The sequence below is a fragment of the Pseudomonas sp. LS-2 genome (assembly GCF_003605735.1).
In the GTDB taxonomy this organism is placed as follows: domain Bacteria; phylum Pseudomonadota; class Gammaproteobacteria; order Pseudomonadales; family Pseudomonadaceae; genus Aquipseudomonas.
Map to the genome: position 1 here is coordinate 36,284 of NZ_QXTJ01000027.1, position 16,266 is coordinate 52,549.

At 59.6% G+C, this 16,266-nt stretch carries 9 protein-coding genes; 5 read left to right on the forward strand and 4 right to left on the reverse strand.

Features of this window, described 5'->3' with window-relative positions:
• The first annotated feature begins 108 nt into the window (after window positions 1-108).
• Complete coding sequence (locus D3M70_RS16965) at window positions 109-1,287, forward strand: acetyl-CoA C-acetyltransferase (protein WP_120126881.1); 1,179 nt, start codon at window positions 109-111, stop codon at window positions 1,285-1,287.
• 133 nt (window positions 1,288-1,420) lie between these two features.
• Here D3M70_RS16965 and mgtA read toward each other — a convergent pair whose 3' ends face one another.
• Window positions 1,421-4,162, reverse strand: a complete 2,742-nt coding sequence (gene mgtA / locus D3M70_RS16970) for a magnesium-translocating P-type ATPase (protein ID WP_120126893.1) — start codon at window positions 4,160-4,162, stop codon at window positions 1,421-1,423.
• Between the two features lie 624 nt (window positions 4,163-4,786).
• On the opposite strand from mgtA, the gene D3M70_RS16975 reads away from it, so the two are divergent.
• The 3 genes from D3M70_RS16975 (at window position 4,787) to D3M70_RS16985 (ending at window position 9,213) form a co-directional block, all read left to right on the forward strand.
• The gene (locus tag D3M70_RS16975; protein ID WP_120126882.1) at window positions 4,787-5,803 is read left to right on the forward strand and encodes a class I SAM-dependent rRNA methyltransferase; all 1,017 of its coding nucleotides are present in this window, start codon (window positions 4,787-4,789) and stop codon (window positions 5,801-5,803) included.
• Between the two features lie 113 nt (window positions 5,804-5,916).
• On the forward strand, window positions 5,917-8,895 hold the full coding sequence (locus tag D3M70_RS16980) for a DUF748 domain-containing protein (protein ID WP_120126883.1): 2,979 nt from the start codon (window positions 5,917-5,919) through the stop codon (window positions 8,893-8,895).
• Window positions 8,896-8,931: 36 nt separating this feature from the next.
• Window positions 8,932-9,213, forward strand: a complete 282-nt coding sequence (locus D3M70_RS16985; protein ID WP_256659888.1) for a DUF2845 domain-containing protein — start codon at window positions 8,932-8,934, stop codon at window positions 9,211-9,213.
• Window positions 9,214-9,336: 123 nt separating this feature from the next.
• Here the strand turns inward: D3M70_RS16985 and D3M70_RS16990 are convergent, their stop codons facing one another.
• The 3 genes from D3M70_RS16990 to D3M70_RS17000 form a co-directional block, all read right to left on the reverse strand.
• Window positions 9,337-10,710: an HlyD family type I secretion periplasmic adaptor subunit gene (locus D3M70_RS16990; RefSeq protein WP_120126885.1), complete on the reverse strand. Its 1,374-nt coding sequence runs from the start codon at window positions 10,708-10,710 to the stop codon at window positions 9,337-9,339.
• Window positions 10,700-12,853 carry a type I secretion system permease/ATPase gene (locus D3M70_RS16995; protein ID WP_120126886.1) on the reverse strand — a complete coding sequence of 718 codons (2,154 nt, stop codon included), beginning with the start codon at window positions 12,851-12,853 and terminating at the stop codon, window positions 10,700-10,702. The genes D3M70_RS16990 and D3M70_RS16995 overlap by 11 nt, the downstream gene beginning before the upstream one ends.
• A 64-nt stretch (window positions 12,854-12,917) precedes the next feature.
• Window positions 12,918-14,267 carry a TolC family outer membrane protein gene (locus tag D3M70_RS17000; RefSeq protein WP_120126887.1) on the reverse strand — a complete coding sequence of 450 codons (1,350 nt, stop codon included), beginning with the start codon at window positions 14,265-14,267 and terminating at the stop codon, window positions 12,918-12,920.
• A 401-nt stretch (window positions 14,268-14,668) separates the two neighbouring features.
• Here D3M70_RS17000 and D3M70_RS17005 point away from each other — a divergent pair.
• Window positions 14,669-16,266: retention module-containing protein (locus D3M70_RS17005; RefSeq protein ID WP_120126888.1), on the forward strand; the 1,598-nt coding region annotated here is incomplete at its 3' end.

Sequence of the window (16,266 nt, forward strand, 5' to 3'; positions counted from 1 at the left end):
CATTCATGCCACCATGTGCGCCCTTGATTCCGCTGTCCCGGACCTTCACCCTTTTCATTGCTTGTGAAGCTCCTGGCGCCAAAACCAATAACAGTGAGGATTCGTACCATGCAAGACGTCGTTATCGTTGCCGCCACTCGCACCGCGGTCGGCAGTTTCCAGGGTTCGCTGGCGAATATTACTGCCGTGGACCTCGGCGCTGCGGTCATCCGTCAGTTGCTGGCCCAAACGGGTCTGGACCCTGCGCTTGTCGACGAAGTGATCATGGGCCAGGTACTCACTGCCGGCGCAGGTCAAAACCCTGCGCGTCAGGCGTCGATCAAGGCCGGTCTGCCGTTTGCCGTTCCGGCGATGACCCTGAACAAGGTCTGCGGATCGGGTCTGAAAGCGCTGCACCTCGGGACTCAAGCCATTCGTTGTGGTGACGCCGATGTGATCATCGCAGGCGGTCAGGAAAGCATGAGTCTGGCGAACTACGTGATGCCGGGCGCGCGTACCGGTCTGCGCATGGGCCACGCGACCATGGTCGACACCATGATCAGCGACGGTCTGTGGGATGCCTTCAACGATTACCACATGGGCATCACTGCCGAGAACCTGTCGGAAAAGTACGAGATCAGCCGTGAAGCACAAGATGCCTTCGCCGCCTCCTCACAACAGAAAGCCGCCGCGGCCATCGAGGCCGGGCGCTTTGTCGACGAAATCACTCCGATCCTGATTCCTCAGCGCAAGGGCGACCCGGTCTCTTTTGCCACCGACGAACAGCCTCGTGCAGGAACGACCGCCGACTCGCTGGGCAAGTTGAAGCCAGCCTTCAAAAAAGACGGCACCGTGACAGCCGGAAACGCTTCTTCGCTGAATGACGGCGCGGCGGCAGTGATTCTGATGAGCGCTAAGAAGGCAGAAGAACTTGGGCTGCCTGTACTGGCACGCATTGCGGCGTATGCCAATGCTGGCGTAGATCCGGCGATCATGGGCATCGGTCCGGTCAGCGCCACCCGCCGCTGCCTGGACAAAGCCGGCTGGACGCTGGACGAACTGGACCTCATCGAAGCCAACGAAGCTTTCGCCGCACAATCGCTGTCGGTGGGCAAAGAGCTGGGTTGGGACATGGAAAAGGTCAACGTCAACGGCGGCGCCATCGCCATCGGCCACCCGATCGGTGCGTCGGGCTGCCGCGTGCTGGTGACCCTGTTGCATGAAATGATCAAGCGCGATGCCAAAAAAGGCCTGGCGACCCTGTGCATTGGCGGCGGCCAAGGCGTCGCGCTGGCGCTGGCGCGCTAAAGGCCGATGATCGTTCCCACGCTCTGCGTGGGAATGCCGCCCCGAGCGCTCCGCGTTCCGGCCGGTGTGACGCAGAGCGTCACTCGATGCATGCCCACGCGGAGCGTGGGCACGATCAAAACAGCCCAAAAAATCACTGCCAACCAAACCTTCTCACATAAAAGCCCTTCACCGCCTGGGTCAGCCCCACATACGCCAGCAGAATCAGCGGCAGGATGACGAAGTACAGCGGTGGCAGCGCCTGCAGTTTGAAGTAGTGCGCCAGCGGCCCCATCGGCAGAAAAATCCCCACCGCCATGATCACGCCCGTCATCACCATCAACGGCATTGCAGCGCGGCTTTGCAGGAACGGGATCTTCGGGGTGCGGATCATGTGCACGATCAGCGTCTGGGTCAGCAGCCCCACCACGAACCAGCCCGACTGAAACAGGGTTTGATGCTCTGGTGTGCTGGCGCCGAACACGTACCACATCACCGCAAAGGTAGTGATGTCGAAGATCGAGCTGATCGGCCCGAAGAACATCATGAAACGTCCGACATCCGCGGGCTGCCAGCGCTGTGGCTTGTTAAGCAGTTCCTCGTCGACGTTATCGAACGGAATGGCGATCTGGGAAATGTCGTACAGCAGGTTCTGCACCAGCAGATGCATCGGCAGCATCGGCAGAAACGGAATGAACGCACTGGCGACCAGCACCGAGAACACGTTGCCGAAGTTGGAACTGGCGGTCATCTTGATGTACTTGAGCATGTTGGCGAACGTCCGACGCCCTTCCAGCACGCCCTCTTCCAGCACCATCAGGCTTTTCTCCAGCAGGATGATGTCCGCCGCCTCTTTGGCGATGTCCACCGCACTGTCTACGGAAATCCCGATATCGGCCGTGCGCAGGGCGGGCGCGTCGTTGATGCCGTCGCCCATGAAACCCACCACGTGACCGTTGGCCTTGAGCAGCCGCACGATGCGCTCCTTGTGCGAAGGCGTCAGTTTGGCGAAGACATTGGTGGCCTCAACCGCCAGTGAAAGCTCAGCATCACTCATGCGCTCGATGTCGCCACCGAGCAGCAGGCCTTGACGCTCCAGCCCCACTTCGCGAGAGATCTTGGCGGTCACCCGCTCGTTGTCACCGGTCAGCACTTTCACCGCCACGCCGTGATCGGCCAGCGCCTTGAGCGCGGGCGCAGTGCTTTCCTTGGGGGGATCGAGAAATGCGACATAGCCGATCAGCGTCAGATCGCTTTCGTCTGCCAGGCCGTAAGCGTCGCACCCTTGCTCCATGAAGCGGGCAGCCACCGCCACCACCCGCAAACCCTCGTCGTTGAACGCCGAGGTGACCTGCACAATGCGCTGCAGCAGTTCCGGGGTCAGTGTTTCTTCGGCGTCGCCGTGGCGCACACGCTTGCACACGCTCAACACTTCCTCCAGGGCGCCCTTGCAGATCAGCAGGTGCGGTTGACCCTGCTCCTTAACCACCACTGACATGCGACGCCGATTGAAATCGAACGGCACCTCATCGACTTTGCTGAACGCTGTACCCACCTGCAGTTCACGATGGATTTCCACGTGCTCCAGCACCGCGACGTCCAACAGGTTTTTCAGACCCGTCTGGTAGTAGCTGTTCAGGTAAGCCATTTCCAGCACGTCGTCGGACTCATCGCCCCAGACGTCGACATGCCTGGCGAGGAAGATTTTGTCCTGAGTCAACGTGCCCGTCTTGTCGGTGCACAGCACGTCCATGGCGCCGAAGTTCTGAATGGCGTCCAGGCGTTTGACGATGACCTTCTTGCGCGACAGAAACACCGCCCCCTTGGCCAAGGTCGACGTCACGATCATTGGCAGCATTTCCGGGGTCAGCCCGACCGCGATGGACAGCGCGAACAGCAGCGCTTCCATCCAGTCCCCTTTGGTGAAGCCGTTGATGAACAGCACCAGCGGGGCCATGACGAACATGAAACGGATGAGTAGCCAGCTGACCTTGTTGACCCCGGTCTGAAACGAAGTCGGCGCACGATCAGTGGCCCCGACGCGCTGGGCCAAGGCACCGAAATAGGTGTTGTTGCCGGTGGCGAGAATCACGCCGACGGCGGAGCCAGAGACCACGTTGGTGCCCATGAACAGGATGTTCTCAAGGTCCAGCGGGTTGCCGGTATCGACTTCCTGCCGGCGAGCGAACTTCTCCACCGGCATGGATTCACCGGTCATCGCGGCCTGACTGACGAACAGGTCCTTGGCGGTCAGCACCCGGCAGTCTGCGGGGATCATGTCGCCAGCCGACAGCACGATCAGGTCGCCCGGCACCAACTGCTTGATCGGCAGTTCGATCCGCTGTCTGCCATTGCCGCTGGACGGCACGTCAGCCTGCGCCACGTCATGCCTGCGCATCACGGTCGCGGTGTTGCTGACCATGGTCTTCAGCGCATCGGCCGCCTGATTGGAACGCGCTTCCTGCCAGAACCGCAGCAGGGTCGAGAGCACGACCATCGAGAAGATCACGGTGGCCGCCTTCATGTCTTCTGTCAGCCACGAGATCAGCGCCAGCAACGTCAGCAGCAGGTTGAAGGGATTGTTATAGCAGTGCCACAGATGCACCCACCACGGCAGTGGTTGCTCATATTCGACTTCGTTCAGCCCATGTTCTTCACGCAGCCCCAAGGCTTCGGTGTCGGTGAGGCCTTCGCTATGGCTGCCGAGTCGCGCCAACAGCTCAGACGCTAGTTCAGTGGCGCCGCGTATGAGGGTTTGAGCCAGTGTTGGCGGTACTTCGCGGCTGACCGTAGCGTCGGTCACGCTGTCGAGCATCGCCAGACGACGGAAGTGCCGGGCGAAGTGGCGGGTGCGCAGGAATCCTGCGAAGAACTCTTTGAGCAGAGCCAGCTTCATGGTGGTGAGCTTCATGGATATGTCCCCTGGACTGAAGGGCTTACGGCTGAAAAGGCCCAGGCAGGTACGACCGACCGCACGCCAGTTTCCACAGGGAATGGCAGGCGAAAGCTGGCCCGCGACCCGAAGGTCGCGCGGGTGTGACATCAGGAAAGGGAAGGGAAGCTTCACCCATAGCCGGACGGCCAAGGACGTTAGCGCACTGCCGTTTCTCGCACTGTCGGCGAGATCACGGCAGCGAAAAGACTGCGCGTTATCTTGCCGAGGATTGGCCGGTCATCGAAACCGGCTGACGTCTGTCACTCGAACAAGTACCCACTGTGGGTCTCCGCATTGGTTGAAAACGGGCGAAGAATACGCCCGGCTTGCTAGAGAGTAAATCGTCGTTCAGGGCACGGCGAGACTATCGTTCGGGGGTTCAGGGAAGGTTCAGAAATGGTAAAAAAACCGCCTCTGTAGGAGCGCGCTTGCCCGCGATGGCTGTGTGTCAGGCGACGTCTTCACCGCAGACCCGCCGCCGTCGCGGGCAAGCGTGTTCCTACAGTTGAGCAGCAGGGGCAGTCACATCCGCACAAGCCAAACTGCTAAACTTGCGCGCCTTATTCCCGCAGCAAGGCGCCGCGCATGTCTTCGTTGAATCAGGCGCTCAGCGTCGCCCTCGATAACCGTCAATCCCTGCTCGTCGAGCTTCATGCTCAGGGCACGGACTGCTATCGCCTGTTTCACGGCAGTCAGGAAGGCGCCAGCGGTCTGACCATCGACCGCTATGGCCCGCAACTTCTGGTGCAGACGTTCCACAACACCCTGGACCGCGACGCTCTGCTGGCATTGCACGCGGCAATCAACGCCCATCTCGGGTTGGCGTTGATGCTGGTCTATAACGACCGCTCGCACGGCAACTCGCGAATCGATCGCACCGATGCGGTCTACAAAGCGGAAGACGCCGCACTGGAAGATCTGGTCGGCCACGAATGGGGCCTGAACTATCGCGTTCGGGGGCGGCATGCCGGACAGGATCCCCTGCTGTTCCTCGACCTGCGCAACGCCCGCGGCTGGGTGAAGGATCACGCAAAAGGAAAAAGCGTGCTCAACCTGTTCGCCTACACCTGCGGCGTTGGCTTGAGCGCGGCAGCGGGGGGAGCCCGCGAGGTCTGCAACCTGGATTTCGCGGAGGGGAATCTCGCGGTCGGTCGCGAAAACGGCAAGCTGAACCCGCATTTGCCGGACATGGGTTTCATCCAGTCCGACTACTTTCCCGCCATCCGTCAGCTCGCAGGTTTGCCGATTGCTTCCCGTCGCGGACAAAAACTGCCTTCATACGCGCGCCTGGAACAACGCCAGTTCGACCTGGTTCTTCTCGACCCACCGGCCTGGGCAAAAAGCGCGTTCGGCACCGTCGACCTGCTACGTGACTACCAGAGCCTGCTAAAACCGGCGTTGCTGACGACCGCCGAGAATGGCGTACTGATCTGCTGCAATAATCTGGCAAAGGTCAGCATGGATGATTGGCGGGATCAGGTTTTGCGTTGCGCGAACAAGATCGGCCGCCCCGTGCGCGATTGCCAGGTGCTCACGCCAGGCGTCGATTTTCCGTCAATGGACCAGCAACCACCGCTCAAGACATTGATCTTGCAGCTTTGATGGAAAACACGACGTCAGGGTAATTTCCCACAAGGATTGTGGACGGCAGCTTCGGAACCAGATTGACGTGCCATACTCCAAGGCACCTCACATCGAGAGAGTTGGCGACCTACATGCCCAAAGGATTGAAACGCGCCATTGGCGTCTTGCTGGCCGTCTTCGCAATTTACAGCTTGCTGGGATTCTTCATCCTGCCGGGCATTGCGTTGCGGGTCATCAACCAACAGTTGGCAAACTACGCCACGGTCCCGGCCAGACTCGACCGTCTGGAGCTAAACCCCTACAGCCTGGAAGTCACATTGTGGGGGCTGAATATCGGCGCACCGGGTAAGGAAGAAGTCGGATTCGAACGACTGTACGCCAATCTGCAAATCGACAGCCTGTGGACCAAGGCCCTGCATCTTGAGTCCGTGGAGCTGGACAAACCCAAGACCGAATTGCTGTTTTCCAAGGACGGCACCCTCAATCTCGCTGGCCTTTTCAAGTTGCCGCCAAGCGAGCCGGCAAAACCTGACGAACCACCGAGCAAGCCGTTCCCCCTGCGTATTGGCGAGATCAAGCTCGCTGACGGCTATGTGCATTTTCAGGATCAGCGCCCAAGCGAACCCATCGAATTCCTCTACAACGCGCTTAATTTCGAGCTGAAAAACCTCAGCACACTGCCTGAAGACAACGCCGACATGACGCTGGTCGCCATTGGCCCGGCTGGCGGGCAGATTGACTGGGTCGGGCGTATCAGCCTGGTGCCGATCACCTCTGAGGGCACCCTGAAAGTCACCGACGGGAAGATGAAAGTCTGGTGGCCGTACGTGCGCGACGCGCTGCCGCTGGTATTGAAGGATGGCAATTTCAGCCTCGACACCCATTACAAGCTCAGCCTGGATAAAGGCACTGAGTTGCTGCTGGATAACACGTCGCTCAGCGTGGCGCCATTTGCCATCGATGCGCCGGATGGCCGGCCACTGGTGCGACTGAAAAAGCTCGATGTCAGCGAAACGTCGATCGATCTGGCCAATCAACTGGTCACTGTGGGAAAGATCCGCAGCGAAGGCCTGGAAACTTGGGCGGCGCGGGAGTCCGATGGTGAGCTTGACTGGCAAAAGCTCTTCGCCAGCCAGCCTTCCACAACCGAACAAAAGAAAGCCGAAACAGAAAAGCAGCAACCGGCCACAGCATCTGGAGCCGAGGCCACTGCAAGTAAAGAGCCCGCAGCTGCAGGCAAACCCTGGCAGGTGTTGTTGCGTGACACCCAATTGCGCGACTACCGCATTCATCTTGCCGACAAAGTGCCTAAAGAGCCCGTCGCGGTCGAGGTCGGCCCGCTCAATCTGGACCTGACCAACTTCGACAGCCTCAACAAATCACCCTTCAACCTGAAGCTCGACACCGGGCTGGGCAAGCAGGGCAAGATCACTGCTGAAGGCGAGGTCAATCTCGCACCGGTCCGCGCCAAACTCAACGTCACCACGCGCGACATCGATTTGCGCGTCGCACAGTCCTACGTCACGCCGTTCATTCGCCTGGAAGTGCGCAGCGGCATGCTCAACACCGATCTGGCGGTGGATCTCAAAAGCACCGAGCCGTTGGCACTGGGCATCACCGGCAAGGCGCAGGTCGATCAACTGCACACACTGGACACGCTCAAATCCCGCGACTTCGTGAAGTGGCAGCGACTGAACCTGGAGGGCGTGAACTTTCAGCTCGGAGACAGCCTGAGCATTGATCAGGTCAATCTCGAACAGCCTTATGCGCGCTTCGTCATTGCCGATGACCGCACCACCAACATCGACGACTTGCTGGTACCGCAACCTGCGGACGGCAGCTCATCCGGTCCCAAGGCGGCGCCAAAGGCAGCCCCCGCGGCCAAGAACGCCTCTGCCGAGAAACCGATGGGCATTCGCATTGGTGAGGTGAACATCAACAACGGCTCGGCCAACTTCGCCGACTTCAGCCTTACCCCCAACTTCGCCACGGCGGTTCAGCAACTCAACGGCAAGATCGGCACTCTGGACAACCGCCAGGACAAACCGGCGCCTGTGAATATCAACGGTAAAGTCGACCGCTACGCACCGGTCACCATCAAAGGTGCACTCAATCCATTCAACCCTCTTGCCAGCCTGGACATCGCCACCAGCTTCAAACGTGTGGAACTGACGACGCTGACACCCTACTCCGGCAAATTCGCCGGCTACCGTATTCGCAAGGGCCGGTTGAATCTCGATCTGCATTACCTGATCACCAAAGGTCAGCTCAAGGCCGAGAACAAAGTGGTGGTCGAGCAACTGCAACTGGGTGAAAAAGTCGACAGCCCTGACGCGGTAAACCTGCCGCTGAAACTCGCGATTGCGCTGCTCAAGGACGTCGACGGCAAGATTTCCATCGAACTGCCCGTGGCCGGCGACCTGAACAACCCGCAATTCAGCGTCATGCCAATCGTCTGGCAGACCTTGCGTAACCTGGTGGTGAAAGCGGCCGCCGCACCGTTCAAGTTCATCGCAGGGCTGGTCAGTGGCGGTGGCTCGGAGGACCTGGGCACGGTGTCCTTCGCGCCCGGCTCGGATGAGCTGAACGGCGAGGCCCAGGCCTCGTTGAACAAACTGGCAGCAGCCTTGAAAGAGCGCCCTGCCCTGCGTCTGGAGATCGAAGGCACCAGCGCCGAGGCCAGCGACGGTCCGCTGATTGCCCAGCAGCGTCTGGAGCGTGAATACCAGAGCACTTATTACAAGATTCTTCAGCGTCGCGGGGACAAGGTCCCCGCGCAAGCCGGGGACCTCCAGGTGCCCGACAGCGAGAAGGCGCCGATGCTCGAAGGCATCTACCGCACGCGCCTGAAGGGCCAGCCGCCAGCTGAGTGGGTCGATCTGGGCAAAGAGGAACGGCAGAACAAGATGCGTGATGCGGTGCTTAAATCCTGGAGTTCCAGTGCACTGCTGCTGCGTCAATTGGGGCAGGCACGGGCTGGCAGCATCAAGGACTATCTGGTGGACAAGGGACAATTGGCCGATGATCGGGTCTACTTCATTGACGCAAGCCTGGGTCAACCGGAGAAAGACGGTCGCGTCATCAGCCCCCTGCATCTGGATAGCGAGTAACGACATTTGAAGAGTGTGTTTACGAGGACCGTAACGATTCTCGGTTTGGCAGCGTTGAGCGGCCTGGCACTGGCCGACACGCTGCGTTGTGGCAGTCAGTTGATCAGCGTCGGCGACCGGATGTTCGAAGTGCAGCAGAAGTGCGGGCAGCCGATCAGCCAGGACATCGTCGGCTACAAGGAAACGGTGAATCATTTCCGCCAGGTCGATCAGGTGCAGGTCCAGGAATGGATCTATGGCCCGAACAACGGGATGTACCAATATCTGCGCTTTGAAGGTGGGCGGTTGGTCAGAATCGATAGCAAGCGCGGGCGGTAGGTCAACAATCTTCTCTGATTACACCGGACCTTTAGCAGCACGGCTTGCCGGCGGTGGCGTCCTTGAAACCGCTACCGTCGGCAAGCCGTGCTGCTACACGCCGCGGGGCTATCAGGGTATTGATCAACGCTCGTGCAACGCCTCGGCGCGAGCCTTCAGGACGGGCTTGAGCAGGTAGCTGAGAATGCTCTTCTTGCCGGTGATGATGTCTACCGAGGCGACCATGCCGGGGATGATCAACAATGGATGCTCATCGGTGCCAAGGTGGCTGCGGTCGGTGCGCAACTTGATCACGTAGAACGTGTTCTTCTTCTCTTCGTCCTGCACGGTGTCGGCGCCGATCTGTTCCAGCTTGCCCTTGAGGCCACCGTAGATGGTGTAGTCATAGGCCGTGAACTTGATCATCGCTTCCTGACCCGGATGCAGAAATGCAATGTCCTGTGGACGAATGCGCGCTTCGACCAGCAGCGTGTCATCCAGCGGCACGATTTCCGCAATATCGCTGCCCGGCTGAATGACGCCACCCACCGTGTTGACCAGCATCTGCTTGACGATACCGCGCACGGGCGAAGTGACCATGGTCCGGTTGACCCGGTCTTCCAGGCCTTTGGCCGTGGACTGGGCCTTGGAAAGATTAGTACGCGCCTCGTTCAGTTGGGTCAGCGCGTCGCTGCGAAACTTGCCACGGGTCTCATCGATCTTGCGCTGCACTTCGGCAATCGCCGCCTGAGCACGAGGGATCGCCAGTGTGGTGCCGTCCAGCTGACCGCGCGTTTCAACTTCAGAACGCTTCAACCGCAGAATGTCCACCGGGGAAACCGCGCCCTGCGCCACCAGCGGCTCGGACATGCCGATCTCCTGGCGCAACAGGCCCAGACTGCTGCGGTATTGCTCCTGCTTGGAACCGAACTCGCGCAGCTCTTGCTGACGCTGAATCAGTTGCTGCTGCAGACCGCCAACTTCGTCTACCAGTTGCTGACGACGGCTCTGATACAGAGACTCTTCGTTGGCGGCCTGTTTAGGCGCCGATTTGCGGGCTTCAGGACTGATATTCAGTGGACGATCATCCACCTCGGCGCTCAGACGCTCGACGCGCAACTCCATCGCCACGCGATCCGCTTCGGTTTCACCGACGTTCGAGGCAAAACGGGTATCGTCCAGACGAATCAACGGCGCACCGGCTTCCACGATCTCGCCGTCACGGGCGTAGATCTGCGCAACGATACCGCCCTCCAGGTTCTGGATTTTCTGGATCTTGGTGGACGGAATGGCCTTGCCTTCGCCCTTGGTCACTTCGTCGATGACCGCAAAATTCGCCCACAGCACCAGAAATGTGAAGAACGCGATGACCGCCCAGATGGTCAGGCGAACGATACGCGGTGCATCGTCGACCAGCGCCTTCTCGACTTCGGGCAGCGGCTGCCCATCTAGCGAAGCCGAACCTTTGAAATAACCGAACAGGCCACCGCCCGAACTTGGACCCGACTTAAGCAACACTGATCTGCCCCTTCTTCAACGCTTCCATCACGGCGGCTTTGGGGCCGTCGGCGAGAATCTGGCCACGGTCGATGACCAGCAGGCGATCAACCAGACTGAGCAGCGAAGCTCGGTGTGTCACAAGAATCACGGTCTTTTTCTCGATAACGGCTTGAAGACGCTGTTTGAGGCGTTCCTCACCGGTGTTGTCCATGGCGCTGGTCGGTTCGTCCAGCAACAGAATCGGCGGGTTGAGCAACAGCGCCCTGGCCAGGGCTACGTTCTGACGCTGACCGCCGGACAGGTTCTGTCCACGCTCGCCGACCTGCAGTTCATAGCCTTGCGGGTGCAGACGGGCAAATTCGTGCACGCCGGCCAGTTCGGCAGCTTGCAATACCATTTCGTCATCGACGTAACGTGCACCACAAACCAGGTTGTCGCGAAGAGTGCCGGCCAGCAGCTGGATGTCTTGCGGGACGTAACCAATGTTGTGGCGCAGTTCGCTGACATCGATCTGGCGAATGTCCACGCCATCGACCAGCAACGAGCCGTCATCGGGCTGATACAGACCGACCAACAGCTTGGCAAGCGAGCTTTTGCCCGAGCCACTGCGGCCGATGATGCCGATCTTCTCGCCCGGACGAACCACCAGATTGATGTGCTTCAGCGCCAGGGTCTGCTGGTTCGGGTAAGTGAAATCGACATTGCGGAACTCCATCGCACCTTGAAGGACCTGACGGCTCAAAGGACGCTCGTCGAAGTTGCGCTCTTGGGGCAATTCCATCATCTGGTCGACTGAAACCATGGTCACCTTGGCCTGCTGATAGCGCGTCAGAAGACCCGACAACTGCGCCAATGGCCCCAACGCCCGGCCACTGAGCATGTAGCACGCGACCAGGCCGCCCATACTGAGATTGCCGTCGATGATCATGTACACGCCAAAGCAGATCATCGCCACGCCCGCCAACTGCTGGATAAGCAAGGTGATGTTCATGGCCAGGCCAGACAGAATCTTGACTCGCAGTTCCAGCCGGCTGAGGGTGCCGATGGTCTGTTCCCACTGATACTGGCGCTCGCTTTCAGCGTTGTTGACCTTGACCGCATCGAGCCCTGCGAGGGTTTCGATCAGGCTCGACTGACGCTCGGCGCCCAGCGCCATGGTGCGTTCCAGCGTTGCGGTCAATGGCTTCTGCAGCAGGTGGCCGATACCCAGCGCGAGCGGGAAAGCAACGATGGGAATCCAGACCAGATGCCCGCCCAACAATGCGATCACCAGCAAAATGATCAGGGTGAACGGCAGATCGATCAGACTGGTCAGGGTCAGCGACGTCAGAAAGTCGCGCATGCCCTGAAACTCATGGATGTTCTGGGCGTAGCTGCCGACGCGCGCCGGACGAAACTTCATCGCCATGCCAACGATGCGCTCGAACAACGTGGCCGAAATGATCAGGTCGGTCTTTTTGCCGGCAAGGTCCAGGCACAGACTGCGCAGGCCCTTGAGCAACAGGTCGAACAGGTAGGCGCCACAGATGCCGGCAGCCAGCACCCACAACGTCGCGGTCGCCTGATTCGGCACCACGCGGTCGTAGACGTTCATGACAAACAGAGGGGCAGCCAGCGCGATCAGGTTGATCACCAGGCTTGCAGCGATCGCATCGGCGTACAGCCAGCGCGACAGCTTGAGGGTGTCCTTGAACCAGGAGCGCGCTCGGGGGATGAGCGAGCCTTTGGTCACGTCAAATTTGTGTTGCGGCTGAGCGAAGAACACTTTGCCGCTGTAATCATGAACCAGCGCGTCACGCTCGACGCGCACTTCACCGCCATCGCTTTCGCTGATCAGCAGTCGCGCGATATCGCCGTCCCAACCGAGCAGGACTGCGCAACGCCCTTCTTTCAATAACAGCATCGCCGGCAGCGCGATGGCAGGAATCTGCTCGAGCTTGCGCACCAGCAGACGCCCCTGCAATCCGGCCCGCGCTGCGGCACGAGGCAGCAGGTCGGGGCTCAGACGCTGGTCAGGCAACGGCAGGCCGGTGCTCAACATCGCCCGGCTCGCCGGTTTGTGGTGCAAGGCACAGAGTGTCAGCAGGCCATCGAGCAACGGATCATCATGCTGGCTACGCGGATCATGACCTAGTTGAGCAGAAGGTAATTCCAAATCCACGCTGACACTCTCTTTAGCTTTAGCAATTAAAAGAAGCTGGCTTCTGACGCAAGCGCGTCAAAAATCAGTTCATTCCCGGCAGTTTTACTGTCGGCTTGATGTCGTTCTGCACAACCGATGCCAGCGGGGCCACGACGCCCTGACTTTTCAACAAGGTGCCGATGTCGGCTTGAATGCGATATTGGGTGTACGTTTTCAGGCTCTGCAGTTGCACCAGGCGCTGTTGCGCGGTGAACAACTCGTTCTCACTGTCGAGAAGGTCGAGCAGGGTACGCTCTCCGAGGCTGAATTGCTGCTGATACGACGTACGGACGCTGGTCGCCCGATCAACGTACTGCTGAGCGATGGGTACTTGAGCCGAGGCGTTGTTGAAGGCGTTCCAGGCCAGGCCCAGCTCTTCATTCAACTGGCGCAATGCGTTGTTGCGGATGTCCAGCGCTTGCGAAGCCAGATAGGACTTGGAAGTCAGGTCGGCCTTGTTGCTGCCACCGGCGTACAGGTTGAACTGCATGCGCACCATCGCTTCCCAGCCGTTGTTGTGGCCTTCGTCACCACCGACGTTGTTGTCGGCGTTACGACCCAGGTCCAGGTCGAAGCGCGGGGAGAAGGTGGATTTGGCAGCACTGTACTGTTTCTCGGCAGCGGCGATATCAGCCTCGGCCGAACGCAGCACCGGGCTGTTGTCGAGCATCTGGCGACGTGCTTCCTGCAGATCGGCTGGCATCAGCGCGAACGGCGCTGGCTTTTCCAGCTGATCAGGAACGATGCCCACTGCGCTCAGGTAGTTGGTCTGGGCATCGGCCAGGTTGGTTTGCTCGGTGATCAAGTTGTTCTGTGCCTGCGCCAGACGGGCGTCGGCCTGATCCATATCCGCCATTCGTCCGACACCGCGACTGGTGCGCAACTTGATCTGGTCGTAGATACGCTCGTGACTCTTCAGGTTCTCTTCGGCAAGACGCACCATCTCGCGCTGTGTAAGAACATCGATATAGACCTGCGCAACTGTCAATGCAGTGCGTTCGGAAGTGTTCAACAACGAATACGCCCGGGCATTGGCGGTGGCTTGTTGACGCCCAACTTCATTACTCGTTGCGAAACCGTCGAAGAGCATTTGGCGAAGACGTATGGCAGACTCGCCGCGGTTCAAAGTCTGCCAGTCATTACTGCCACTCTGCGCGCGCGTCGTCGGCGAGTCCGAACCGGCCCGTCCGTAACCCGCCGTCACATCCACCCGCGGCAAATAGCCGCCCTTCGCCGCACGGACTGCATAGTCCTGAGCGATGCGGGCGTTGATACCGGCCTGAACCTCGGGGTGTTCCTGCATGGCCTTCTGCATGGCTTCTGGCAAGGTTTGTGCCTGCACGAAGCCGACCGAAAGAACGAAAGGTACGACGGTGAGAAATTGCACACGCATTTGGATACTTCCCCGAGGACGAGCTTGTTCAAATGCAGCAATAAGGCATTGCCGCATCATAAAAAAATGGTCATTGAAATGATCGTTTCGGAGTGTCTGGCGGGCGATTGGGATCACACAACAGAAATACGCGATCTCATCAAATATCAATGTGACATTACGGATGCGATTGTTTAGGATGTCGCGGAATAGGTCAATAGTTTGGCAGAAAGTTAATTGCCAACCGGATAACAGGCCAAAAATAAATTGACGCCAAATAATTAACAATAACTAAAACAAATGCTTAGTTGTTTGACGTCAATTTTTTTATGAATTTTATGTACTCCAATATGAAGCGGCGTCCCAAAGCCCGCCCGGCATGATGGATACCCACTGAACGGTAATCTCGGAGAGTCACCCCCATGAGCAGTGTTGTTGCCATCGTCAAAAGCATTGTTGGCCAAGTAGTCGCAGTCTCCCCGGAAGGGATTCGTCGTGTGCTGATCGAGGGTGACCGGCTGATGGCCGGTGAACAGGTGCTGACCGGCCCTGAAGGCGCCATCACCCTGGAGTTGCCGGATGGTCGTCAACTGGACATGGGCCGTGACAGTCAGTGGAGCTCCGACGCCCCGACGTCCACCACCAATCTGGCAGAAGCCACCGCGCAGGCAGCCCCATCGGTTGCCGAGTTGCAACAAGCGATCGCAGCCGGTGCCGACCCGACCAAAGACCTGGAAGCCACCGCTGCGGGCCAGACCACCGGCACCTCCGATGGCGGTAACGCGGGCGGCGGCCACAGCGTCGTGATGCTGACCGAAACGGCAGGCGTCGTGGACCCGAACATCGGTTTCAACACTGCAGGTCTGGGCAACAACGCAACAGCCGGCACTGAACAGGACGCCGCTATTCCACAGCGGGCCTCGACCCTGAGCCTGACCGCCACCTCGACGCTGACCGAAGCAGGCGGCGCGCTGGTGTACACCGCAACCGTGACTCAGGCGCCGCTCAGCGACCTGACCATCACGCTGTCCAACGGTTCGACCATCGTCATTCAGGCTGGCCAGACCACGGGCACCACCATCGTTCAGATGGGCGACAGCAACACCCCGTACGTGGACGCGCACGATGTCACCACGACCATCACCGGAACCACCGGCGGTGCAGGCCTTGTGTTGACGACCAACCCAGCGCCGGCAGTGACCACCATCACTGACACCCCGGACACCACCACGCTGAGCCTGACCGCTGGTACGGCGACTGCCGCTGAAGGTACGTCGATCACCTACACCGCCACGCTGACCAACCCGGCGCAAACGCCGGTCACCGTGACCTTGTCCGACGGTTCGACCATCACCATTCGTGCTGGCGAGTCCACAGGTTCGGTCGTCGTTCCGGTTCAGGCCAACGACGTCTACAACACCAATGCCACTGTCAGCACCACCATCACCGGTGCAACAGGCGGCAACTTTGAAAACCTGGCGACCAACCCGACGCCAGCTGTCGTGCAGATCACTGACACTTCGGACACCACCACGCTGAGCCTGACGGCTGGCGCGGCGACTTCCGCTGAAGGCACGTCGATCACCTACACCGCCACGCTGACCAACCCGGCGCAAACGCCGGTCACCGTAACCCTGTCCGATGGCTCGACGATCACTATCAAAGCCGGTGAATCGACTGGTTCCGTCGTCGTCCCGGTTCAGGCCAACGATGTCTACAACACCAACGCCACTGTCAGCACCACCATCACCGGCGCAACGGGCGGCAACTTCGAAAACCTGGCGACCAACCCGACGCCAGCCGTTGTGCAAATCACCGACACCCCGGACACCACCACTCTCAGCTTGACCGCAGGCGCGGCGACCTCCGCCGAAGGCACGTCGATCACCTACACCGCCACGCTGACCAACCCGGCGCAGACTCCGGTTACCGTCACGCTGTCTGACGGTTCGACCATCACCATTCGTGCTGGCGAGTCCACAGGTTCGGTCGTCGTTCCGGTTCAGGCCAACGACGTCTA